We start from the raw sequence: 22,636 nt of genomic DNA, 5'->3' as shown, positions 1-22,636 counted from the left end.
ACGAGCGCGACCGCGAAACTCGCGAAATCGACCCCGGCGAGCATGCGGTCAGCCTGCGGCGCTGGTGAACTCGCCGAACGCCTGCTCGATGGTCTCCCGATCGTCGGGGGTTTTGGCCAGCGCGCCGAGGCTCACGACTCCGGTGTCGCGCACCAGCTCTCCGACGCCGAGCACGGCGAGCGCCGCGACCCAATCAATCGTCTCCGCCACGCCGGGCGGCTTGTCCAGGTCGAGTTCGCGTGCGCGGCCAACGAATGCGGTCGCCGATTCGATGAGCGCTGCCGTTGCACCGGGGACGGTCCGGCGAACGATGGCGACCGCGCGCTGCGGTGACGGATAGTCGATCCAGTGGTACATGCAGCGGCGTCGCAGCGCGTCGTGCAGATCGCGACTGCGGTTCGAGGTCAGCACAACCACCGGCGGGCGCTGTGCGGTGAACGTGCCCAACTCCGGAACGGTGACCGATGCCTCGCCGAGAAACTCGAGCAGCAGCGCCTCGAATTCGTCTTCCGCACGGTCGATTTCGTCGATCAGCAACACCGGCGCGCGGTCGCCACGATGCCGCACACACTGCAGGATCGGACGCTCGATGAGGAATTCGTCGGTGAACAGATCCGATTCGGTGAGCCGATCACCGCGAGCCTCGGCGAGCCGGATCGCAAGCAATTGACGCTGATAGTTCCAGTCGTAGAGTGCCTCGCTCGCCGTGAGGCCTTCGTAGCACTGGATACGAACGAGCGGCGCGCCGATGACCGTGGCGAGCGTCTTGGCCGCAGTTGTCTTGCCAACGCCCGGTTCGCCTTCGAGTAGGAGCGGCCTTCCGAGCGCGGTCGCGAGATGGATTGCGGCCGAGGTTCCGACGTCGAGGAGGTGGTCGGCCGCGTCGAAACGCCGCGTCACGTCGTCGACGTCGGTGAACAGCGCGCCCGATGCCGCGGTGGTGAATTGGGCGTCAGGCGCGACGTCGGTCATGCCCCGCCCAACTGCGCGGCGTACGCGGTCCGGCAACCGGTGGAGCAGAACCAGTAGTCTTCGCCGCCGAGTTCGAGATGCGGTGTTTCCTCGCCGACGACGACGGTCATCCCGCACACCGGGTCGGTCACCTGGATGGGAGCCTCGGCCCTCGCGGAGTTTGTCACGAGAAGCCCTTCGAGGCGAAGCGCTTTGATCAGTTCCGCCGCGATCGACACCGCGATCTCCGATGCCGTCCGCGCGCCGATCCACAGTCCGACCGGGGTGTGGATCCGCGCGCGTTCCGCCTCGCCGAGGTCGAGCTCGGCGAGCACGGCGGCTCCGCGCGTGCGACTGGCGACGAGACCGATATAGCCAACCCCCGCATCGAGGGCGGCACGGATCGACTCGGACTCAGGTCCGCCGTGGCTCGCAAGTACCACGGCGGTCACGCCACGCAACGATTCGGGATCGAGGACATCGGTGGAATCGTTGCGCTGCACCGTAAATCCGAGCAGATCAATCACATCCGCGAGCGCGTCGGCGATCGGGGTTCCGCCGGAGAGCACCAACAGCGGTGCCGGGACCTGCGGTTCGAGGAAGATCTCCATCGCCCCGCCGGACAGGCACGGATTCACCACCACCGAGGCACCCGGAGCATCCGGGAAATCGACGCCGCCGTCGGGAAGGACGCGCAGCAACACACTTTCGTTGCTCTGCAAAGCGTCGAGCCCCACACTACGCACCGAGTTCTGCGCGCACTGCCCGCCGACGAATCCCTCGATTGTGCCGTCCTGCAACAGAATTGCCTCGTCGCCGGGATGTGCGGACGTCGGCGGCTGCGCGCGAACCACGCGGGCATGGACGAATGGCCGCCGCTGTTCGGCCAGCTGCGCAGCGCGCGCGGACATGTTCACAGGCACTCCTCATCTGTCAGATTGGCGGCACTGCCCTTCCCTGCATCGCTTCCCACACCCGCGACGGCGTCAGCGGCATATCCGCATGCCGGACGTTGTACGGTGCGAGCGCATCGATCACGGCGTTGACCACGGCGGGAGGCGACCCGACGGTCGCCGATTCACCGATTCCCTTGGCGCCGATCGGATGATGCGGCGACGGGGTGATGGTGAAGCCGGTCTCGAGGTGCGGCACCTCGAGCGCAGTCGGGATCAGGTAGTCCATGAACGATCCGCTGAGGCAGTTGCCCAGCTCGTCGAATTCGATGAACTGCATCAGCGCCATCCCGATGCCGTCCACGATGCCGCCGTGCACCTGCCCCTCGATGATCATCGGATTGATGCGGGTGCCGCAGTCGTCGACGGCCAGGAACCGCCGCACCTTCACTTGCGCGGTGCCCGGATCGATGTCGACAACGCAGAAATAGGCGCCGTAGGGGTAGGTGAGATTCTCGGGGTTGTAGCAGATCTGGGCCTCGAGCCCACCCTCGATTCCCTCGGGCAGATCACCCGCACCATGTGCACGCATCGCGATGTCCTGGATCGTCACCGATGCCGTGGGGTCGCCGGCGACGTGGAACGAGCCCTTCTCCCATTCCAAGTCGGCCACCGAGACCTCGAGCATGCCGGAGGCGATGATCTTGGCCTTGTCCCGGACCTTGCGCGCGACCAACGCGGCCGCCGCGCCGGATACCGGTGTGGACCGGCTGCCGTAGGTGCCGAGTCCGAACGGCGTCTGATCGGTGTCACCGTGCACGACGTCGATGTCGTCGGGCGGGATGCCGAGTTCCTCGGCGACGATCTGCGCGAACGTCGTCTCGTGACCCTGGCCCTGCGTCTGCACCGAAAGTCGCACCACCGCTTTGCCGGTGGGATGCACACGCAACTCGCAGCCGTCGGCCATGCCGAGGCCGAGGATGTCCATGTCCTTGCGCGGACCGGCGCCGACTGCCTCAGTGAAGAACGACATGCCGATGCCCATCAGCTCGCCGCGCTCGCGCTTCTCGGCCTGTTCGCGGCGGAGGTTCTCGTAGCCGATCATTTCCATGGCCTTGCGCATGGTCGTCTCGTAGTCTCCCGAGTCGTACACCCAGCCGGTCTTGCTCTTGTACGGGAACTGCTCCGGCTTCAACAGGTTTTGCAACCGCAGTTCGGCCGGATCCATCTTCATCTCGAAGGCGAGGCAGTCGACGAGGCGTTCGACGAAGTAGACCGCCTCGGTGATCCGGAACGAGCAGGCGTAGGCGACGCCGCCGGGCGCCTTGTTCGTGTAGACCGCGGTCATCGAGCAATACGCCGCCTCGATGTCGTAGCTACCGGTGAACACACCGAAGAAGCCGGCCGGGTACTTGATCGGGGCGGCGGTGCCGTTGAACGCACCGTGATCAGCGAGGACCTTCGACCGGATCGCGAGGATCTTTCCTTCCTTCGTCGCGGCGATCTCGCCGAGCATGACGTAGTCACGCGCGAACCCGGTGCTCATCAGGTTCTCGCTGCGGTCCTCCATCCATTTCACCGGAACGCCGAGCACGAGCGACGCCACGATCGCGCCCACATAGCCGGGATAGATCGGCACCTTGTTGCCGAAGCCGCCGCCGATATCGGGCGAAATAATGCGGATCTTGTGCTCCGGAAGTCCGGAGACGAGCGCATACACCGTGCGGTGAGCATGCGGCGCCTGGCTCGTCGTCCAGAGTGTGAGCTTGCCGGTGATGCGATCCAGATCGGCGACCGCGCCGCAGGTTTCCATCGGTGCAGGATGGGTTCGCGGATAGACGATTTCCTGCGTCACCACGACGTCGGCCTTGGCGAAGGCGGCGTCGGTCGCGGCGGCGTCGCCGGTTTCCCAGTCGAAGCAATGGTTGTCGTTCTTTCCTTCGAGATCCGTCCGGATCACCGGGACATTCGGCGCAAGCGCGTGACGCACGTCGATCACGGGGTCGAGTGGCTCGTACTCGACGTCGATGAGTTCGAGCCCGTCACGTGCCGAATAGCGGTCCTCGGCAATGACGAAGGCGACCTCCTGGCCCTGGAACCGGACCTTGTCGGTGGCGAGCACGGCCTGCACGTCATTGGACAGGGTCGGCATCCAGGCCAGGCCCTTCGCGGCCAGGTCCGCACCGGTGATGACCGCGATGACCTTCGGATGCGCCAGTGCGGCACTGGTATCGATCGAGACGAGCTTGGCGTGCGCGAGCGGTGAGCGCAGCACCGCCATGTGCACCATGCCCGGCAGGACCACGTCGTCGACATAGTTGCCGTGCCCGCGAATGAACCGGGGATCCTCCTTGCGGAGCATCTTGCCGTGGCCGCAGGGCTTGTGATCGTTGTCGACCTCGTCCATCTTCTGGCTACCGGACGTCGGCCGGTTGTCCATGGTCGTCATGACGAACTTCCGATCTCGGAGCCCTTGGGATGCGCCGCGGCCCATTGGACCGAGCGGACGATGGTGGTGTAACCGGTGCAGCGGCAGATCTGCCCGGAGATCGCCTCGCGGATGGTGTCCTCGTCCGGGTCGGGGTTGCGTTCGAGGAGGGCCTTCGCCGTCAGCATCATTCCGGGAGTGCAGAACCCGCACTGCAGTCCGTGGCACTGCATGAAACCTTCTTGGACCGGATCGAGCTGACCGTCGACTTCGAGTCCTTCGACGGTCCCGATCTCGTGCCCGGCAGCCATCGCGGCCAGCATCGTGCACGATTTCACCGGTTCGCCGTCGACCGTGACCACGCACGCACCGCAGTTGCTGGTGTCGCAACCCCAGTGCGTGCCGGTCATGTGCAATTCGTCGCGCAGAAAATGCACCAGCAGCATGCGCGGCTCGACATCGGCGCTGACTTCCTTGCCGTTCACCGTCATGGAGACCTGCATGTCGCTAGTCCTTTCCTTCGAGATGGCGCTGGGCTCGGTCGGCCGCTGTCGTCAACGTGCGAATGGTCAACTCGGATGCGAGATGCCGCTTGTAGTCGGCCGTGCCGCGGGTGTCGGTCACTGGCTCGCACGCCTCGGCAGCGCGTCGACCGGCTTCGGCGATGACGTCCGATGTCGGCGCGTTCCCCACGAGGTACTCGCCGATCGCTGCGACAGCCTCGGCGTTGGGGTTGACCGCGGTCAGCCCGACCCTGGCCGAGTCAATCGCGCCGCCGGATAGCGTCACCGCCGCGCCGGCTGCCGCAATGGCCCAATCTCCCGCGCGCCGTTCGACTTTGGCGTACGCATTCGACATGCCAAGCCGAAGCGGCACGCGTACCTCGGTGAGGATCTCGTTGTGCGCCAACGACGTCTCGAATGGTCCGGTGATCAGATCGTCGATGTGGACCTCGCGCTCACCCTGTGGCCCGCGCACGACGCATGTCGCGCCGAGCACCATGCACACCGTGGTCAGATCCTCGGCCGGGTCCGCCTGGCACAGCGAGCCGCCGATGGTGCCGCGATTGCGGACGACGGGATCGGCGATGACCCGTTCCGCATCACGGAATATCGGGCAATCGCGCGCGAGTTGGTCGGACTCGAGCAACTCGCGATGCCGAACCATTGCCCCGATCCGAACAATGGTCGGCTCGACGACCAGGTTGCCGATCTCGTCGACAAGGTCGTTGATGTCGATCAGGTGCTCGGGGTTGGCGAGGCGGAGTTTCATCATCGGCAGAAGACTGTGTCCACCGGCGACGAGCCTGGCCTCCTCCCCGAGTCGATCAAGTAGATCGATGGCGTGATCCACGCCCGTTGCGCGCTCGTATTCGAAAGGCCCAGGTACTTGCATGTGACACACCTCACACCTCGGGGATTCCAGCTTGCGCATTCAACTACTCGCGCGTCAAGGTCCGCGCGGAGAACAGCGCGTGATATCCGGGGTGTGGGCGGTTTATCAGGCTATTTCGACGCCCGAGTCCTCGTGGAGTTCGTGCCGGTGAATCCGGCCGTCGGCCCCGGTGAGCCGGGCTCCCGTGCCGCCCCAGCGCTGCGCAATGATCTCCGCCGCGATGGAGACGGCCGTTTCTTCCGGGGTCCGAGCGCCGAGATCCAGACCAATCGGACTCGAGAGCCGCTCGAGTTCACTGTCGAGCAGGCCTGCCTCGCGCAATCGAGCCAGCCGATCGAGATGCGTGCGCCGCGAGCCCATCGCGCCGACATAGGCGACCTGCGGGAGCCGCAGTGCAACCTCGAGCAGGGGCACGTCGAACTTCGGATCGTGCGTGAGCACGCAGATCACCGTGCGCCCATCGAGCGCGCCGGCCTCGACCTGGGCCGCCAAGTAGCGGTGCGGCCAGTCGACGATCACCTCGTCGGCCTTCGGGAAGCGTGCGGTGGTCGCGAACACCGGCCGCGCATCACACACCGTGACGCGATAGCCCATGAATGAACCCTGCTGCGCGACCGCGGCGGCGAAGTCGATCGCGCCGAACACCAGCATGCGCGGCCGCGGCGCGTAGCTGGCGACGAACACCGACATGCCCTCGCCGCGTCGCTGACCGTCAGGGCCATAAGTAAGGACGGCATTCCGACCGGCCGCAAGCAGACCGCGCGCGTCGTCGGCGATGGCATCGTCGGCACGCTCGGACCCGATCTCGCCGAATGTCTCGTCGGGGCGCAGCACCATCCGCCGCCCGATCCAGCTCTCGTCCGGATGCGCGACCACCGTCGCGACCGCGACCGGCCGGTGCTCGGCGATATCGGCGGCAACCTCTTCGAGGTTGGGGAAGTTCTGCTGATTGATGGGCTCGACGAACACGTCCAAGATGCCGCCGCAGGTCAGTCCGACGGAGAAGGCATCGTCATCGCTGACGCCGTAGCGCTGAAGCACCGACTTGTCGGAGGCGACCACGTCGGTCGCGAGTTCGTAGACCGCGCCCTCGACGCATCCCCCGGACACCGATCCGCTGACCGTGCCGTCCGGCGCCACCACCATCGACGCACCGGCCGGCCGCGGGGCCGACTGGAACGTCCGCACCACAGTGCCCACCCCAGCAGTCCCTCCGGACCGCCAGACGGCTAGCAGGTCATCGAGCACATCACGCATCAGTTGGGCCTTCCCGAACTCGTGACTCGATACTAGGTCGGTCGACGCGGGAAGTCCCGAACCTCCTGAGCGGGCACTCAGGAGGTTGCTTAGGCCCGTTGCGAGAGCGGCGGTGCGCGGTGCAGATAAGATGTCCGCGCGCCTCCGTAGCTCAGGTGGATAGAGCAAGAGCCTTCTAATCTCTAGGTCGCAGGTTCGAGTCCTGCCGGGGGCACCTCGCAGAATGAAAGATTCCCGAAGGAATCATCGGGAACGCCGTCCGGAGCTTCCACGAAGCTTTGGCGAGCATCATGTAACGCCGGGAATGCTCTCCGCCGATAGGGGAGGCACAGCACACCACTCCGCGTGATTGTGTGCTTCGAGTTCGACGCGACGTGCGGCCGGTTCCATTGCGACGGGGACTGACACCTCGCTCGACACTGGTCGGCGGACGCACTGCGCTCCGTCGGCAAACTCGGATCTCTCGGTCTGGGTAGACCGCATCACGAAATTGAAGAACACCGCCTCGAGCGCGCTGCGCCAGCGGTCGCGCCATACGCGGCAATCACCGTCGGCCCGTTCGGCGCTACCCAAGCGCGCCCATCGGCACCGGACGCATCAACATCCCGCGACATACAGCGGAGCCAATGCAACCGATCAATGAGATAGGAACACCCATGCGCAAGACCAGAACGATCGCCGGAATCGTCGCTGCCACAGCGTCCCTCGCCGGAGTCGCGGTTGGATTCGCCGCACCCGCCAACGCACACGGCTACGACGCCGACGTCCATACCTTCGTCATGTGGGGCGGAAGCCGCTGCCTCGACGTGGCATACCAGAACGGCGCACAAAAGACGTATTGCGGCAACGGGAATTCCAGCACCTATCGGTACGACTCGAATGGAATCGGTCATTCGGGCTCCCGGATTTACCTCGATCCGATTATGGGGAACGCCGATTGGATCAGTTGCACGATCGAGGTAAACGGGTACATCGTCGTCTCCGACTACGCTTCTGCGGGCGATGGCCACGACGCTTGGTGCGCGACGGACATCTGATCTTGTCGCCATCACGCCCCGGAGGCTTGCTCGCACCGCGTTGAGTGCGCCTCGCGCTCAGCGGCAGGAATCCCCTGCGCAGCCGACAAGTTGGCGCAGACGCGCGTCGAGTTCCGCGACAACCCCGGCATTCGCCGCCCGCCCCTCGGGGGTGCTGATCAGGTTCGTCAGCTGATACCGATCCGCGGCCAGGTCGTAGAGCTCGTACTCCCGCTGCTCCAATGGGCGTTCGCGCTCGTACCAGCGCACGTACAGGTATCGCTCGTTGCGGACCGCGCTGTAGGACGGCATATCGAACGCGAAGATCGCGGGTGTCTCGGTGCCGGGAACCATTTCCTGGAGAACTCCATTGCGGCCGGCCGCGCCCTCACCGCCGTACTCGGCCGCGAAATCGGTGCGCCAGCCGGTGTTGTCACCCGCCAACACTGGCGTCAAAGTTCGGCCGTCGACGCGGTCCGGGATCGGGATGCCGACCCAGTCGTAGATAGTGGGGGCGAGGTCGATGGACAAGGCCATAGCGTCGCTGCGGCCGGGCTGAATTCCGGGGCCGGTGATGACGAGCGGTACGCGGATCGACTCTTCGTATGGCGCCATCTTCTGCGTGAGCCGGTGGGCGCCGAGGCTGTAGCCGTTGTCAGAGGTGAAGATCAGATACGTGTTGTCCAGCTCGCCGGTGCGTGCGAGGGTGCCGACGATTCCGGCGACCATTTCGTCCAAGGCCTTCAGTGAGCCGAGCCGGTTGGTGTAGTCGATGTCGTTGGTCACCGTGATCGTCGCCGCCCGCACGCCGGCGGTGTCGACCAGCCAGGTCGGCTTGTCCGAGACGTCAACTTCCTGATAGTTCGGCGATCGCGGTGCGGCGGTCGGCCGGGTCTCGGCCATGTGTCGCGGCGCCGGCGGGAGCGGGAAATGCGGAGCGGTTGAGGTGGCGTACCAGAAGAATGGCTTCCCTGACGCCGAGGCGTCGGTGATGAACCGCTCGGACTTCGCGCGAATCACATCGGTCGCGTAATCCGTCGGCGCGACACCGTATTTCACGAGGTTGCCGTTTTCGTTGAGCGTGTAGTTGTAACCGGCGTAGAGGAAGTTGTCGACGCCGCCGTTCCACTCGTCCCAACCCGGCGGGATGTGTGTGGGATCATTCTCCAAGCCGTTGAGGTATTTGCCCGCCATACCGGTCCGGTACCCGGCGTTCTGCAAAGTGGTTGCGATGGTGTGGGATTCGTTGCCGTTCTTTCGGAAGGCCTCGAAGCCTCCGACCTCGCCGCCGTTCGTCAGCACCCCGGTGTTGTGTCCGTACTCGCCTGTCAGGATCGACGCGCGCGCCGCGCAGCAGATCGGCATCGGCGCGAATCCCTCGGTGAACTCCACACCACGATCGCGAATCAACGCCGCGGTGCGAGGCATCGCCTGCCACACCGGGGTGGCCGTTACGTCGAGGTCGTCGGTCAAGATCATCACGACGTTGGGCCGCCCCTCGCCGGGGTCCGGCGCCGCCGATGCCAACGACACACACCCGGTCACCGCCAGGAGCGCCGCCGCAGCAGCGATCAACGAACGGGGCACCGAACGACCGAGATACATGGAAGCTCCTCCGAGGCGAAACCCAAAGTCCGCACTATCCTTGCCGGACAGGGCAATACGCGGCAGAGATTAATTCAGCCGGAACCTGGGCCGGGAATCACGACGCGTTTTCTCACAGGACTCTCATGTATCCGCCGAGGGAAACGGTCGCTATCTCGCGCTCGCAGCCGAATCACCGGGACTCATCGCCTCCAATTTCGATTCATCGGTTCAGGTCTGTGCCCTTGCGGCCGACTTCGCCAAGTCCACGAGCACCGCATTCCAGTCCCACTCCCCCGGATCCCGGGCACTCTCCCACTGCGCGACTTCATCTTTAGCCCAACGCGCCCAGCGCAAGATCGCTTGCTCCTGCGCGAGATGCAACTGCATGCTCAATGCCGAGATATGTCCGCGTTCCGGAAACGTCAGGGGGCGCGCGGCCGCCATCTCGGCAAGATCGGCAAGCCGCTCCACCGCCTCGGCCTCGATCGCGTTCAACGTCTCGACCAACTGGTCGAGCGATCCCCCGTCGGCGAAGAACACCTTGACCATGCCCTCGAACTCCAGCGCGCGCGGCGCCGGCGGGGCACCCAGCCAATCCCGCAATGCGTCGCGGCCTTTGTCGGTGATCTCGTAGACCGTGCGCGGGCGCTTGCCCTGCTGCTCTTTCATCGCGGTGGCGAGACCCTCCTCGGCGAGGCGCTTCGGCTCGTCGTAGAGCTTGCGCTCGGCCCTCGGCCAAAACCAATTCAGGCTGCGCTGCACCTGCTTCGCTAGTTCATAGGTGGTCCAGGGCTGCACCGAGAGCAGGCCCAGCAGGGCATAGGAGGTGGTCGTCCGCTTAGCAGCCATATCTACACGTTGACATACTGCCCAGGGCAGTGTCTACTGATCTCGCCGATACTGCAAAGGGCAGTATTTTTCCATTCAGGAGCGCGGGTATGACCACTCAGACCGTTTCCGGAATCGCCTTCGACGACACGGGCACGGGCGCGCCCGCACTCCTCTGCCTGCCGGGCTGGTGTGGCGATCGGACCGCCTTCGACCCGGTTCGCCCACTGCTCGCCGTGCATCGCCGCACTCTGACCATCGACCTGCCTGACCAGGGTGAATCCCCGCGTCGCGACGTGGATTTCACCTCGGCGACCGTCGTCGACGAGGTGCTGGACGTGATCGCGCAATCCGGGGTCGACCAGGTGGTACCCGTAGCGACCGCGCACGCGGGCTGGGTAGCGATCGAAATGCGGCGGCGCCTCGGCGCCAAGCGTGTGCCGGCGATCGTGGTGGTCGACTGGATGGTTCTCGGCCCGCCGCCCGGTTTCACCGACGCGCTCGCCGGACTGCAGTCCGAAGCATCGTGGGAACAGGTCCGCGGAGCCTTGTTCGATATGTGGACTACCGGAGTCGACGACCCCACGGTCCCCGCGTACGTTGCGACCATGGGCCACTACGGCTACGAACACTGGAGTCGGGCCGGGCGTGAGATCGCGGCCTCGTTCGCGGCGGAGTCCACGCCGGTTGACGCTCTCGAAGCACTCGACGAGCCCTGCCCCACCCTGCATGTCTACGCCCAGCCTCGCGATGACGAGTTCCTTGCCGCACAGCAGGAGTACGCCGCCGCCCATCCGTGGTTCCATGTGCAGCGACTCGATGCCCGCAGTCACTTCCCGACCATCGAAGCCCCTGCCGCCGTCGCCACCGCCATCGAGGAGTTCCTGTGCAAGGTCAAGTAGCCGACACGCCGCGCCTGCTCGTCGCCGTGGCGCACCCCGACGACGAGACATTCGGTTGCGGTTCACTGCTACTTCACGCGAAGGCGGCAGGCGCCCGGACCGCGGTTGTCTGCGCGACCCGCGGCGAGGCCGGAGAAATAGCGCCAAGGAGCGGCGTCGCCCCCGCTGATCTCGGATCGGCTCGCGAGGCCGAATTACGAACGGCAGCAAGCATTCTTGGCGTATCCAAGGTTCACCTGCTCGGATACATCGACTCCGGGATGGACGGCGATGCCGATCCCGCCACGCTCGTTGGAGCCCCGTTCGACGATGTGGTCGCCCGAGTACGCGACCAGATCGAGAAGTTCCGGCCGACCATTGTTGTGACCCTCGATGCCGGCGACGGTCATCGTGATCACGTCACGATGCGCGACGCGACACTCGCCGCGGTCCGCGATGCCGACTGGCAGGTCGAACGGGCATACCTGCAGTGCCTGCCGAAATCGCTCATGCAGCGCTGGCTCGACTATGTGGGACAACACCATCCGGATTCAGCGGACCCGTATACCGAGGCGCCCGGTACGCCCGACGAGCTCATCACCACGATCATCGACACCACCGTCCATCTCGCCGGTCGGGGCGCGGCGATGGCTGCGCACGCCTCGCAGATATCGCCGTTCGAGCAGTTGCCGCCTGATATGCGCCGAGATTTCTTGGTCGCGGATCGGCTGCGGCGCATGATCCCACCGTGGACCGGCGGCGAGCGGGAGACGGACGTGTTCACCCGGCAGGCTGTGGGGCGGGCCTAGCTGGTTCGAGGGCAGAGCAGTCTGGCTAGTTCGATCATTCCGGCACTGGTCTTTTCCGGATCGGCCGCATTGGCAACGCACGCTTCACCTGCCGGCCCGACCGCTTCCTCGAGGGTCTCCCGGCTCGCCCGAGAAAGCGTCCAGCCCAGGGGCACCTCCACAGCCGGAGCAGCGGGAGGCGCGACAGTGAGGACGGGGTGCGGCTCTCTCTCGTCACCTTTCCGATCCCTCCCCCTCGGCCATGTCGCCTCCACAGCCTTCGCGCAAACGCCATAGGTTGGGCAAATCGCTTCGGTAGCAAAGGCATTGGTGATCCGCTGTATCCACGCATCGCGTTCCGTGAGTTGCGCTTTCGCGTCCTTACCGATTAGCGGCACGATCGCTTCGGGAGCTGCCTTCGCCTGGGTGGCCACAACGTCGACGCCCGGTTCGTCATTGAGGTATATCACGTAGGGGACGATGAACTGATCCGGCGACCCGGCATTATGGTCTCGGATCAGCACCGCAAGAGCCGGTGCGATATCGGCCAACGTCGCGAGCCCCTCGCCCTCGGAGTAGCCACCGTCGATCAACTGCAGGGAAGCCGCCTCGCACGCCTTCGATGGATCGCGCTCGGTTGGGACGATGCGCCCCGAGGGCGTGACAAGAGGAAAGCGCGCCGACAGCATCGCAGCTGTAGACCACCGCATATCCGGGAAGCAGCCCGCGAGAGTGTTCGCGAAATCAATTGCCGACGCAGGCTCGCCATCTGCATCCTGACAATTCGGCCCTTGCCCGGCACCCGGCGGGCCAAGTTCGAATTGACTGATCAGCACACGGCATTTCGCTGTGGCTGCGGTTGAATTGAATATGAGTAGCCCTGTCGGACCGGCAACGTCCCACGAATAGCCATCTTTCAGTTCCGGAATTTGACGCTCCCACGCCTCCTCCATCAGACCCGCGCGGTCGCGCCAGTTGCTCAATTCGTCTTCGGCCTGCGCCCTGATGCCCGTGGCGGCCGCGAACTGATCGCCAATCAGGGTGCCGGCCAACCCCTCCGCAAGAGCATCGGGCTCGGAGAGCCGACTCATGGCTTCACGCACCGCGACGCTCGATGACTGTTCCTTCGAGGTCGGTCCCGCCAGTTGACGCGCCACCGCTAATCCGACCGAGCCGCCGCTGACGCCGCTCGATGCGTAGACAGCCGTCTTCCCGCAAACGCCCATGTCGCTGATCTGAGCCATTGTGTCGGCCGTCCACACAGCCGCACGAATACCGCCCCCACTTGCTGCCACTAAAACCAGTGGCCGGACCCGCACCCCGCCCACCACTTGCTCGCAGTGCTCGCGACGATCGCGCCATTCGGCGAATTCGGTTGGCAGATCTTTCCGCTCGACCTCCTTTCTGTCGGTCGACGCAGTCCGAACGCGATGCAGATCGGGATCGCCGCCGCTCATGCTGACCGCAACCAACAGCGCCGCGGTCAGCGTGAGCACCGGCGCGGCTTCCATCGCGAACAACCGGAATACCTCGAGCGGGCGACGCTCCTGAAGGCGGACGATGAATACGCCGATCCCGACCGACCAGGCAGCCACGGCAACAATCGCCGTCGCCACGACACCGGACCAATCGGCGAATAGTCGCGGATACGAGACGAATGCGCCGAGCGCGGCCCCACTCACGATCAGGACCGCAATGTCGACGCCGCGGCGGTGTCGATCGACCACGTTCTCGAAGCGGTCCGAGCCCACACGCACCAGGCGGGACGCAAAGTATGGCAACACCAAAAGCAGCGCCCACCCGACGACCAGCACAGCCACGAGCCCAGCTTGCGCTCCCCGTCCGGTCGCGAAGCCCAGCACGACTGGCGCGGTGAATGCCCGCACGCTGCTCGCTGCCGCGGCCGTCAGCACCAGCAGCGCAAGAACATCGCCAGTTGTCCGGACACGTTGGACAAATTCAGGATTGGCGGCAGCCAGACTCTCGCGAGTAACGTCCAACTGCCCCCTGACGTTCATGATCAAAGCGACGATCGCCGTCAGCAAAATCAGGACGAGTGGCACGACCAGCAGCTTGTTTCGGCCGGGATCATCCCGGACGAGCCACCAAACCACGACAAACAGTCCGACCACCGCCGCGGCCCAGCCGATGTTCGAGCGGGAGTGCCGGCTATCAGGGTTTGCGATCCAGCGAACGATCAAAGTCGTCGCGGCAATGGTGGACGGAACCACAATGAAAAGTCCGGCCACAAACGGATCGAGGAGATTCCCCCGACGTGATAAATCGAGCCACAGCGCGATGACCGCCACCGCCGCCGGCAGGAGCACCCACGGCGCCAATGAGGCATCGCCACGAACGACAGGGGCGTCGCCGTACTTGTCCGCGATACGTTCGGATCTCCTGCGTCCCACCACAAACAACCCCAGAGCGGCAAGCAGATACGCGACCGTAGCGAGAAAGAGATGCCCCAAACCGGCACCCGGCGAGAACCAACCACGTGCCGCGTCGGGGATCTGGTCGAGGGGCCCCGCCAACGGCAATAGGGTCAGTGCAACGAGAACAAGTACCACAACTCCGGACAGTCGCTGAATCCACAACGCGTGCCACACCCTTCGCACCGTTCGTGCGGCAACAACGACGAATCGATGGTTGCGGCTCCGCACGAGGGTGACGACAAGAGCCAACACCCCGGCCCATTTAACCGTCGCGACGATCGCAACGAGAACCGCCGCAAACCCGACTCCGGAGTCGACGAGAAATGCGCAAATCAGGAGCAGCACGCCTTCGACTACCTCAGCAACGAGCAGAATCGACAGAAACACTTTGGCGACGGTTCCGCCATGCCGCCGGAGCACCGGCGAATCGTAGGCTGCGTCGATAGCGCGCCAGAGCAGGACGCCATAGCCGATGAAGAAGATGGCATCGAACGCGATATGCCATCCGATTAGCGGGCCCAACGCATCGGGATAACGTGATTCCGGCAGCGCGTCGGTCCAGTCATCCCAACTGTCGGTGGCGCCAACTGCACCGGGCCCGACAATTTCACCGATCGTAGAATTCGCTCCCGGAGTAACCGCATGGCTTATCAAGCGGTCCACCTCGGACAGGGCTATCGCAGCGGCGGTCGTCAGACCGACCCAGGTGAGGATCGCGACACCACCTTTTGGCATCTGTTTCGAGATCTGGTCGAAAAAGCTCCGACCGCTGTTGACGAGATTCATTGCTCGCCTCGCACATTCGAATCGGCGTTAGCTCGCAGATGCCCCCGAGTTCGTGGCAACAGTGTTGAACGACCGGCCCCCGACCAGCTGAAATCCTACGCCGCAGGCCTCTCTGCAACCGGCGGAATGCCGCAGATCGCCTAGACCGGTTGCGGTTTGGCGCGACGGCCGAGCAACATCGCCGACAGCGGCATCAACAACACCGTGACGGCTCCGGCGGTGACGAGGATCGACGCATTCGCATCCGTCATCTCGCCGGCGTCGACGGCTACCCCGGTGACCGCAACGATGATCGGCAGACCAGTGGTCGCGTACAGCGCGATCTGGCCTCGCTCGCGGGGCAGGAACAGTTGCCTGCCTTGCGCGTCCCGTTCGAAGCGCGTCGAGACGAACACCGTCCCGCCGCGAACGAGAACCAGCAGCAGGAAGAATGCGACGAGGATTCCCGGCTTGCTGGCGACCTCCTCGACATCGATGGCCATTCCCGAGGTGACGAAGAAGATCGGCACGAGGAATCCGTACGCCAGTCCATCGAGCTTGGCCTCGAGCAGTTCATTTCCGGCCGGCACAGTACGCCGCAGGATGAAGCCCGCCGCGAAGGCACCGAGGATGACGTCGAGATCGAACGCCGCGGCCAGCGCGATGAGCCCGACCAACAGCGCCATCGTCAGCCGGACCGTGGTCTGCGATGTCGTGTCCGCGCCGGTCCGGATGATGGCGAGCACACGCGATTCCTCTCGCAGCAGCACTCGCCGCGGAATCATCGCGACAACGACGGCGGCGATCGCGAACAGCAAAAGCACCACCAGCGAAGCGCCCGCACCACGCGCGCCGAGCAGCAGGGCCATGGCGATGACCGGCCCGAGCTCACCGAACGCGCCGTGGTTGAGCACTGTCTTCCCGAGCGGAGTGTCGAGCAGCCCGCGGTCCTTCAAGATCGGCAGCAGGGTGCCGAGCGCCGTCGAGGTCAGGGCGATCGCCACCGGGATCTCGGCGTTGATAGTGGTGACGAACCCGAGCCCGGTCAGCACAGCGAAGGCGAGCCCCAAACAGATGAGCCAGGTGATCAACGCACGGCGACCACCGCTGCCGCGCAACTCTTTGGGGTCGAGTTCGTAGCCGGCGAGCAGGAACAGCATGCCGAGGCCGAGTTCGCGCAGGACGTCGACCTCGGGACCGATCTGGGAAATATCGAGTGCGTTCGGGCCGATCACGATCCCGGCCGTCAGCAACAACACCACTTCCGGGACGAGCCGGCCGGGCACCGCGGCGGCAATGATCGGCGCGATAACCGCCACCAGCACGATCCAGAACAGTGACTCTGCGACGCTCGCGGTCATGGGCCGACAGTAAGTCAGGTGGCCCGTCGAGGTGGCGCATACAAGGTCTGCCTAATGCTCCTCCGGCAAGTCCCGGCGTAACGTGCTCGGTGCAATCGACGACATATGTCCTGGTGCCTACCTCAGGGGCAACCCGAAATCCAGCCTCCACCGTCGAAGAGAATCTGCACATGCCAGCGTTGTCACGTCTGTTCGCCTCCAAGTCCCGCACCTGGGCGGTGGCGGTGGCAATCCCGGTCGTAGCGCTCGGACTGACGGCATGCACAGGTGGTGATGACGAGTCCCTGTCGGTGACCGCCGCAACCCGCCCCGTGGTCGCGGCGGTCGAAACCAGTACGCCGCCAGCGTCCCCCGCGCCCGCACAGGCGGCACCCGTTCCCGCGCCCGTGGGCGACCCCGCTGTGGATGCCACTCTCGCCAAGCTCGCGACGCTCCCGATCAAGGGCCGCGCGCCCAAGACCGGATATGAGCGTGATCAGTTCGGCCAGATCTGGACCGACGATGTCACCGTTCCGGGCGGTCACAACGGCTGCGATACCCGCAACGACATCCTGCGCCGCGACCTCACGGCGACGACGCTGAAGCCCGGCACCAACGATTGCGTAGTGCTGTCCGGGACGCTGCCCGATCCGTACACCGGAGCGGCAATTCCGTTCCAGCGCGGCCAGGGCACCTCGGACGACGTCCAGATCGATCACATCGTGGCGCTCTCGAATGCGTGGCAGACCGGCGCACAGCAACTCGATTTCGCGACCCGCCAGAATCTTGCGAACGATCCGCTCAACCTGCAGGCCACCGACGGGCCGACCAACCAGCAGAAGAGCGACGGTGACGCGGCGACGTGGTTGCCGCCGAACAAGTCCTACCGCTGCAGCTACGTCACCCGTCAGGTGGATGTCAAAGCGGCTTATGGCCTGTGGGTCACCCAACCCGAGCACGACGCGATCGCACGTGTCCTGAGCGATTGCGGTGCAACACCTTCCGTGCCCGCGGCGGCCGCACCGGCACCTGCACCCACACCGCCGCCGGCGCCCGCCTCAACTCCTGCTCCCGCTCCGGCCCCGCTGGCGCCTGCACCGCCGCCACCCGCTCCGGCCGCGGTTCCCGCTCCGGGGCCCTCGAGCGGGGCCTCATTCGCGAGTTGCGCTGCCGCCCGCGCGGCCGGCGCTGCGCCGCTGTACGTCGGATCCCCGGGCTACAGCCCGAAACTCGACCGCGATGACGACGGTGTCGCCTGCGAATAGCTGCCGCATGCGAAGGTGAAGTGGTGAATCCGCAGCATCACCAACGCGATTACCGCGTGCGCTTCGATTGGGGATTGCCCGGAGCCGCTGCCGTCACCAGCGACGACTGCATCGCGGTTGTCGTCGACGTGCTGTCGTTCACCACCACTCTCTCGGTTGCCGCCGATCTCGGTGTCGAGGTACTGCCGTATCGGTGGCGCGACGACAACGCGGCCGAATTCGCTACCGCACACGACGCGGTCCTCGCAGTCGGCCGCCGCGAGGCCGGGCCGGGCGAGGTGAGTCTCTCGCCCGCAACGGTTCGCGCGGCCCGCGGTCTGCGACGACTTGTCCTGCCGTCGCCGAACGGATCGACGATCGCCCACTCGCTCGCTTCGGTCGCCGGTATCTGCGCCGGCGCATCCCTGCGCAACGCTCTGGCGGTCGCGGGCTGGATCGCCGAGCAGCACAACGGCGGAACCGCCATCTCGGTCATTGCCGCAGGCGAACGTTGGCCGGATGGGTCGCTGCGCCCAGCGGTCGAAGATCTGTGGGGCGCCGGTGCCGTCATCGCGGAACTGAACCGGCTGCTGCCGGACGTGCCGTTGTCACCCGAGGCCGAGATGGCCACGGCTGCATGGTATTCGGTGACCGACGGGCTGGAATCCGCGCTGCACGACTGCGCATCGGGACGAGAGCTCATCGTCGGCGGGTATGCACCCGATGTGGCGGTGGCCGCCGAGCTCGATTCGAGCCGGTCCGTTCCGGTCCTGGTCGGCGAGAGCTTCCTCGATCGAGGATCGAAAGCAGACCGCTGAACCAACGCACAACGCGCGGCCAGCGACGTAGTGAACGTCGCCAACCGCGCGCTGGTTGGGTCTGGGGCTAGTCCTCGGGCTCCGCGTCGTCCTTGGCCGCCTGCTTGGCTTCCCGCATCTCGATGCCATCGGAGATGAGGTCACCGATCTCCCGGGTGACGTCGCGAACGGCGCCGGTGATGATCGTGGCGATGGCGCCTACATGATGCGCCGCGGACTCGGTCAGCTCCTGCACGAGATCTTTGTTGCGTTCGAATTTGCCGACCATTTGGTCTCCTAAGCTGCGATTTCGCTGCGCCGGGCAACGATAACACCGGGCGCGGGGGTCGGCCCGGTGAAGCCGGGAGGCAGCGCGAGCTTGAAGATCTTCCCCCAGACCGAACCGATTTGGGAGAAGAATCCGCCCTTGTTGTAGGGCAGGTTGTAGCGCTCGCACAGCGCCTCGACCTCGGGCGCGATCTGCGGGTACCGGTGTGCCGGCATGTCCGGGAACAGGTGGTGCTCGATCTGGTGCGAGAGGTTGCCGGACATGATGTGGAACAACTGGCCGCCGGTGATGTTGGCCGAGCCGAGCATCTGGCGGACGTACCACTCGCCGCGCGTCTCGTCGGCCGTCTCGTCCTCGGTGAAGGTCTGCACGCCCGTCGGGAAGTGGCCGCAGAAGATGATCGAGTACGCCCACACATTGCGCACCAGGTTCGCGCTTGCATTGCCGAGCAGGGTGCTGACGAACAGCGGTCCAGTCAGCGCGGGGAACAGCACATAGTCCTTGAGCACCTGCCGACCGGCCTTGCGCCACCAACCCTGGAGCAGCGGCTTGACGTCGTGCCACTTGCGCTTGCCCTGGACGACGTTTTCCGCTTCGAGGTCGTGCATCATCACGCCCCACTCGAAGAACACCATCAGCAGTGCCGCCCACACCGGGTTCCCCAGGTAGTACGGGTTCCACTTCTGACCCTCATCCATCCGCAGGATGCCGTATCCGATGTCACGGTCGCGCCCGAGGATGTTGGTGTAGGTGTGATGCATGTAGTTGTGCGAGTGGCGCCACTGATCCGCGGGGCAGACGTTGTCCCACTCGAATTCCCGGGAATTGAGCTCGGGTTCACGCATCCAGTCGTATTGACCGTGCATGACGTTGTGCCCGATCTCCATGTTGTCCAGGATCTTCGAGATGGACAGCGCGCCCACCGCGGCGAGCCAGAACGGCGGCAGGAAGCCGAGGTACATCAGGCCGCGGCCGGCGACCTCGAAGCCGCGCTGCGCCTTGATGATCCGATAGATGTATTCGCGATCCTCGGCGCCGAGATCGGCCATCACGCGGTCGCGGATGGCGTCGAGTTCGCGGCCCAGTTCCTCAACCTGTTCCTGGGTAAGGACGACCGGAGATGGGGTTTGGGGTTCGCCGGCGCGCGGGCCGACAAACGGAAGGATCGACAGAGCCGAACCGAACATGTCGTGCTCCTTAGGTGTATTGGGCTGTGTACAGCGGGTGTGTCAGATCGCGATCTCGACGTCGCCGACCGGCGCCGAGACACAGAGCTGAATGGGTTGATCTGGGTCGGAATCGGTTTCCCCGGTACGCAGGTTGCGGGTGCACCCGGATGTCTTCACCGCGGTGCAGGAGAAGCAAATGCCCATCCGGCAGCCGTAAGCCGGTGTCAGTCCGGCGTCCTCGGCCTGCTCCAGGAGGCTCGCGCCGTTGTTCTCCGCGGTGACGTTGCTGCTCCCGAAGCGAACAGTGCCGGTGGCGTCATCCGCGTTCACCGCGGGCGCGGGTGCGAATTCCTCAGTGTGCAAGCGCGATTCGATGCCGCGCGCGCGGAACTCGTCGCGCACCGAGCGCATCAGACCGGGCGGCCCGCACAGGAAGGCCTGCGCGTCGTCGACCCAGGGCGCGACTGCATCGAGGTGCTCGGCACCGAAGAAGCCGTGCAGATCTCCACCGACCTCCTGGTCGGTGTAGGCGATCACCACGTCGACGTTTGGGCGCTCGGCGGCGAGCCACTGCAGTTCGTCCGCATAGGGAACGTCGCGATCGGTGTAGGCGTAGTGCAGGAAAGTGACTGCGCCGTCATAGTTTTCGTCGCACAGGGTGCGCAGCATGGACAGCACCGGCGTGATGCCGCTGCCGCCACTGATCAGCAGGACGCGTTCGGGCCGCTGTGCCGGCAAGACGAACTCGCCAGCGGACTGGGACAGGTGCACCACCATCCCGGGCCGCGCCTCACGGTGCAGGTACGGCGACACAACGCCGCCCTCCTGCGCCTTGATTGTGAGCTCGATCCGGCCGTCGGCGCGGTGCTGCGAGCACGCCGGCGAGTAGCAGCGGGTGTGCCGCACGCCGTCGACGACCACGCCGACGGTGACGAACTGGCCGGCGGTGAATCCGCGCCATTGGCGCGTCGGGCGCAGTTCGAGGGTGACGGTGTCGGGTGTGTCGCGCCAAACGTGGGTGACCTCGGCACGCAGGTCGCGCGCCGAAAGCATGGGGTTTACCAGTTCCAGGTAGCGATCGACGCTGTGCGGCGTAGCGATGGCCTCGGCGAGGCGCATCAGCCCACGTCGGGCGGATCGCTCGGGAATGGTTGTTGTCATTGAGTGCTCCTCGAGTCCGGTCTATCCGGAGATTGGAACAATTTCAGTGCACATTCGTACACTGAACACAGTGTGCCATCCGGTCCGACCAGGCTGTCAACTGCAAAATGCGGTGACGCTGCTTACAGCAAGCCCCGTGGAGAGATGTGCACGGATGTACACTCCAATGCGTGACCAGGGCCAATTCCGACGATGGAGCAGCCACCGCGACGCGTGCGCAGCGCAAGGAGCAGACCCGTCAGCAGCTGCTGGACGCCACCCTCGAACTGAGCCGGGATCGCGGATTCGCCGCGGTCAGCCTGCGTGAGATCACCAAGAGCGTCGGGATCGTGCCGACCGCGTTCTATCGCCATTTCAAGTCCGTCGACGAACTCGGCCTTGCCATTGTTGACGAGGGCATTCGCGAACTGCGGCTCACGCTGCGCGCGGTGCGACGCAACCCGGCGCCGGCCGACGCCGCCCGCTCGATGGACGTGCTGTTCGAGCACGTCCGGAACAAGCGAGAACTGTTTCGCTTCCTGTTCCGGGAGCGCTACGGCGGATCGCGGGAGGTCACAGCGGCGATTGCCAGTGAGCTTCGGCTGATCGTGCGCGAACTCGCCACGGACCTGTCTCGGGTTCCCGCACTGGACACCTGGAGTGATGACGACCTCGACATGACCGCCGGGCTGTTCGTCGCGGTTGTCCAAGACGGCATTGCGGATTTTGTCTCGGTTGCAGAGCCGGATGGACGCGCAGACGGCTACTCGGCAGCAGAGAAGGCGATCGTCGAGCGCGCCGTGCGGCAATTGCGGCTGGTCATGCTCGGCATGGGCGGCTGGCGGCCGCGCGCCTGACGCTCGCGGCAGCTGAGCGCCGCCCAGCTGCCGCATCGGTCGCAAATTCTGTGCGGGGCAACCAGGTAGCGGACTACTCGCGACAGCGACGGCGGCGCGCGCCAGGCTGTGATTGCCACAGTTCGACACCGGAGGCGGACCAATCCGACGTCGAGCGCGCACCGAAGCAAGGGTGACCGAGAATCCACCTGGGAGGCGACATGAGCGACGTCGACGTTCCTGCAGCCGCGAGCGCGCGGATCGGCGAGTGCGAATTCGAACGCCGAGTTTACGAGTACTGGCTCACTCGACTGAAGCGCATCAACCTGATCACTGTCGTTGCGCCGGTGGCGCTGTCGACAATTGCCGGCGCCGCTATCCTCGGCGATCTTTTCGGCACGACGTTTGCTGGAATCGCCGCACTTCTCGGCGGACTGCTCACCGCCGTCCACAAAGGGCTGAAATGCGAGGCGCATCAGGCCGAATGCCTTCGCCTGCAGAGCGCACATTCCGGGCTCATCACCCGCTACGAGAGCTTGCGCAGCCGCGACGGGACGGTAGAGGACCTGAAGGAGGTCGACGGGCAGCTTGCGCAAC

20 protein-coding genes and 1 tRNA gene are annotated in these 22,636 nt (G+C 65.3%); 8 read left to right on the top strand and 13 right to left on the bottom strand.

Going from position 1 to position 22,636, the window contains the following annotated elements; translation table 11 throughout:
- Window positions 1–48: 48 nt before the first annotated feature.
- From A8G08_RS12545 to A8G08_RS12520, 6 genes are all read right to left on the bottom strand, one after another.
- A complete protein-coding gene (locus A8G08_RS12545) occupies window positions 49–972 on the bottom strand; it encodes an AAA family ATPase (protein WP_068274236.1) in 924 nt (307 codons plus the stop codon).
- Window positions 969–1,868: an XdhC family protein gene (locus tag A8G08_RS12540; protein ID WP_068274234.1), complete on the bottom strand. Its 900-nt coding sequence runs from the start codon at window positions 1,866–1,868 to the stop codon at window positions 969–971. The genes A8G08_RS12545 and A8G08_RS12540 overlap by 4 nt, the downstream gene beginning before the upstream one ends.
- 16 nt (window positions 1,869–1,884) lie before the next feature.
- The gene (locus tag A8G08_RS12535; protein WP_068274232.1) at window positions 1,885–4,293 is read right to left on the bottom strand and encodes an aerobic carbon-monoxide dehydrogenase large subunit; all 2,409 of its coding nucleotides are present in this window, start codon (window positions 4,291–4,293) and stop codon (window positions 1,885–1,887) included.
- The gene (locus A8G08_RS12530; RefSeq protein ID WP_068274230.1) at window positions 4,290–4,775 is read right to left on the bottom strand and encodes a (2Fe-2S)-binding protein; all 486 of its coding nucleotides are present in this window, start codon (window positions 4,773–4,775) and stop codon (window positions 4,290–4,292) included. The genes A8G08_RS12535 and A8G08_RS12530 overlap by 4 nt, the downstream gene beginning before the upstream one ends.
- 4 nt (window positions 4,776–4,779) lie before the next feature.
- Window positions 4,780–5,667, bottom strand: coding sequence for an FAD binding domain-containing protein (locus A8G08_RS12525; protein WP_068274229.1), 888 nt, complete (start codon window positions 5,665–5,667; stop codon window positions 4,780–4,782).
- 105 nt (window positions 5,668–5,772) lie between these two features.
- Window positions 5,773–6,924 (bottom strand): XdhC family protein, encoded by a 1,152-nt coding sequence (locus tag A8G08_RS12520; RefSeq protein WP_068274228.1) that lies wholly within the window; start codon window positions 6,922–6,924, stop codon window positions 5,773–5,775.
- Window positions 6,925–7,064: 140 nt separating this feature from the next.
- Between A8G08_RS12520 and A8G08_RS12515 the strand changes: the two genes are divergently transcribed.
- Together A8G08_RS12515 and A8G08_RS12510 are read left to right on the top strand one after the other, a co-directional pair.
- Window positions 7,065–7,138: transfer RNA gene (locus A8G08_RS12515), tRNA-Arg, on the top strand.
- A gap of 442 nt (window positions 7,139–7,580) precedes the next feature.
- On the top strand, window positions 7,581–7,961 hold the full coding sequence (locus tag A8G08_RS12510; RefSeq protein WP_068274226.1) for a hypothetical protein: 381 nt from the start codon (window positions 7,581–7,583) through the stop codon (window positions 7,959–7,961).
- Window positions 7,962–8,018: 57 nt separating this feature from the next.
- Here A8G08_RS12510 and A8G08_RS12505 read toward each other — a convergent pair whose 3' ends face one another.
- Together A8G08_RS12505 and A8G08_RS12500 are read right to left on the bottom strand one after the other, a co-directional pair.
- Window positions 8,019–9,545, bottom strand: coding sequence for a sulfatase family protein (locus tag A8G08_RS12505; RefSeq protein ID WP_157108543.1), 1,527 nt, complete (start codon window positions 9,543–9,545; stop codon window positions 8,019–8,021).
- A 210-nt stretch (window positions 9,546–9,755) separates the two neighbouring features.
- The gene (locus tag A8G08_RS12500) at window positions 9,756–10,376 is read right to left on the bottom strand and encodes a PadR family transcriptional regulator (protein ID WP_068274222.1); all 621 of its coding nucleotides are present in this window, start codon (window positions 10,374–10,376) and stop codon (window positions 9,756–9,758) included.
- An 89-nt stretch (window positions 10,377–10,465) separates the two neighbouring features.
- Between A8G08_RS12500 and A8G08_RS12495 the strand changes: the two genes are divergently transcribed.
- Complete coding sequence (locus A8G08_RS12495) at window positions 10,466–11,257, top strand: alpha/beta fold hydrolase (RefSeq protein WP_068274220.1); 792 nt, start codon at window positions 10,466–10,468, stop codon at window positions 11,255–11,257.
- Window positions 11,242–12,045: a PIG-L deacetylase family protein gene (locus A8G08_RS12490; RefSeq protein WP_068274219.1), complete on the top strand. Its 804-nt coding sequence runs from the start codon at window positions 11,242–11,244 to the stop codon at window positions 12,043–12,045. Before A8G08_RS12495 ends, A8G08_RS12490 begins: the two co-directional genes overlap by 16 nt.
- Here the strand turns inward: A8G08_RS12490 and A8G08_RS12485 are convergent.
- Both A8G08_RS12485 and A8G08_RS12480 read right to left on the bottom strand, forming a co-directional pair.
- Window positions 12,042–15,245, bottom strand: a complete 3,204-nt coding sequence (locus tag A8G08_RS12485; protein ID WP_068274218.1) for a hypothetical protein — start codon at window positions 15,243–15,245, stop codon at window positions 12,042–12,044. The two genes, A8G08_RS12490 and A8G08_RS12485, sit on opposite strands and share 4 nt — an antisense overlap.
- Before the next feature lie 140 nt (window positions 15,246–15,385).
- Window positions 15,386–16,585 (bottom strand): cation:proton antiporter, encoded by a 1,200-nt coding sequence (locus A8G08_RS12480; RefSeq protein WP_068274212.1) that lies wholly within the window; start codon window positions 16,583–16,585, stop codon window positions 15,386–15,388.
- Between the two features lie 170 nt (window positions 16,586–16,755).
- On the opposite strand from A8G08_RS12480, the gene A8G08_RS12475 reads away from it, so the two are divergent.
- Together A8G08_RS12475 and A8G08_RS12470 are read left to right on the top strand one after the other, a co-directional pair.
- Window positions 16,756–17,829, top strand: a complete 1,074-nt coding sequence (locus tag A8G08_RS12475; RefSeq protein WP_068274211.1) for a GmrSD restriction endonuclease domain-containing protein — start codon at window positions 16,756–16,758, stop codon at window positions 17,827–17,829.
- Between the two features lie 23 nt (window positions 17,830–17,852).
- Window positions 17,853–18,626, top strand: a complete 774-nt coding sequence (locus tag A8G08_RS12470; RefSeq protein ID WP_068274238.1) for a 2-phosphosulfolactate phosphatase — start codon at window positions 17,853–17,855, stop codon at window positions 18,624–18,626.
- Between the two features lie 67 nt (window positions 18,627–18,693).
- On the opposite strand, the gene A8G08_RS12465 is transcribed toward A8G08_RS12470, so the two are convergent.
- The 3 genes from A8G08_RS12465 to A8G08_RS12455 are packed head-to-tail and all read right to left on the bottom strand — an operon-like array spanning window position 18,694 to window position 21,224.
- On the bottom strand, window positions 18,694–18,894 hold the full coding sequence (locus A8G08_RS12465; protein WP_068274210.1) for a hypothetical protein: 201 nt from the start codon (window positions 18,892–18,894) through the stop codon (window positions 18,694–18,696).
- An 8-nt stretch (window positions 18,895–18,902) separates the two neighbouring features.
- A complete protein-coding gene (locus A8G08_RS12460) occupies window positions 18,903–20,081 on the bottom strand; it encodes a fatty acid desaturase family protein (RefSeq protein WP_068274208.1) in 1,179 nt (392 codons plus the stop codon).
- A gap of 42 nt (window positions 20,082–20,123) precedes the next feature.
- The gene (locus tag A8G08_RS12455; RefSeq protein ID WP_068274206.1) at window positions 20,124–21,224 is read right to left on the bottom strand and encodes a ferredoxin reductase; all 1,101 of its coding nucleotides are present in this window, start codon (window positions 21,222–21,224) and stop codon (window positions 20,124–20,126) included.
- Between the two features lie 170 nt (window positions 21,225–21,394).
- Here A8G08_RS12455 and A8G08_RS12450 point away from each other — a divergent pair, with 170 nt between their 5' ends.
- On the top strand, window positions 21,395–22,060 hold the full coding sequence (locus A8G08_RS12450; RefSeq protein WP_068274204.1) for a TetR family transcriptional regulator: 666 nt from the start codon (window positions 21,395–21,397) through the stop codon (window positions 22,058–22,060).
- A gap of 200 nt (window positions 22,061–22,260) precedes the next feature.
- A partial coding sequence (locus A8G08_RS12445) for a hypothetical protein (protein WP_157108542.1) occupies window positions 22,261–22,636 on the top strand: 376 nt, incomplete at its 3' end.

Origin of the sequence: Aldersonia kunmingensis (assembly GCF_001646865.1) — a bacterium.
GTDB lineage: Bacteria > Actinomycetota > Actinomycetes > Mycobacteriales > Mycobacteriaceae > Aldersonia > Aldersonia kunmingensis.
This window is presented reverse-complemented; position numbering and strand designations above follow the sequence as displayed.

Excerpts from the sequence above, each read along its gene's own strand:
- A8G08_RS12545 (WP_068274236.1), bottom strand. The coding sequence starts at position 972 with ATGACCGACGTCGCGCCTGACGCCCAATTCACCACCGCGGCATCGGGC.
- A8G08_RS12535 (WP_068274232.1), bottom strand. The coding sequence starts at position 4,293 with ATGACGACCATGGACAACCGGCCGACGTCCGGTAGCCAGAAGATGGAC.
- A8G08_RS12530 (WP_068274230.1), bottom strand. The coding sequence starts at position 4,775 with ATGCAGGTCTCCATGACGGTGAACGGCAAGGAAGTCAGCGCCGATGTC.
- A8G08_RS12525 (WP_068274229.1), bottom strand. The coding sequence starts at position 5,667 with ATGCAAGTACCTGGGCCTTTCGAATACGAGCGCGCAACGGGCGTGGAT.
- A8G08_RS12520 (WP_068274228.1), bottom strand. The coding sequence starts at position 6,924 with ATGCGTGATGTGCTCGATGACCTGCTAGCCGTCTGGCGGTCCGGAGGG.
- A8G08_RS12510 (WP_068274226.1), top strand. The coding sequence starts at position 7,581 with ATGCGCAAGACCAGAACGATCGCCGGAATCGTCGCTGCCACAGCGTCC.
- A8G08_RS12505 (WP_157108543.1), bottom strand. The coding sequence starts at position 9,545 with ATGTATCTCGGTCGTTCGGTGCCCCGTTCGTTGATCGCTGCTGCGGCG.
- A8G08_RS12500 (WP_068274222.1), bottom strand. The coding sequence starts at position 10,376 with ATGGCTGCTAAGCGGACGACCACCTCCTATGCCCTGCTGGGCCTGCTC.
- A8G08_RS12495 (WP_068274220.1), top strand. The coding sequence starts at position 10,466 with ATGACCACTCAGACCGTTTCCGGAATCGCCTTCGACGACACGGGCACG.
- A8G08_RS12485 (WP_068274218.1), bottom strand. The coding sequence starts at position 15,245 with ATGAATCTCGTCAACAGCGGTCGGAGCTTTTTCGACCAGATCTCGAAA.
- A8G08_RS12480 (WP_068274212.1), bottom strand. The coding sequence starts at position 16,585 with ATGACCGCGAGCGTCGCAGAGTCACTGTTCTGGATCGTGCTGGTGGCG.
- A8G08_RS12475 (WP_068274211.1), top strand. The coding sequence starts at position 16,756 with ATGCCAGCGTTGTCACGTCTGTTCGCCTCCAAGTCCCGCACCTGGGCG.
- A8G08_RS12465 (WP_068274210.1), bottom strand. The coding sequence starts at position 18,894 with ATGGTCGGCAAATTCGAACGCAACAAAGATCTCGTGCAGGAGCTGACC.
- A8G08_RS12460 (WP_068274208.1), bottom strand. The coding sequence starts at position 20,081 with ATGTTCGGTTCGGCTCTGTCGATCCTTCCGTTTGTCGGCCCGCGCGCC.
- A8G08_RS12455 (WP_068274206.1), bottom strand. The coding sequence starts at position 21,224 with ATGACAACAACCATTCCCGAGCGATCCGCCCGACGTGGGCTGATGCGC.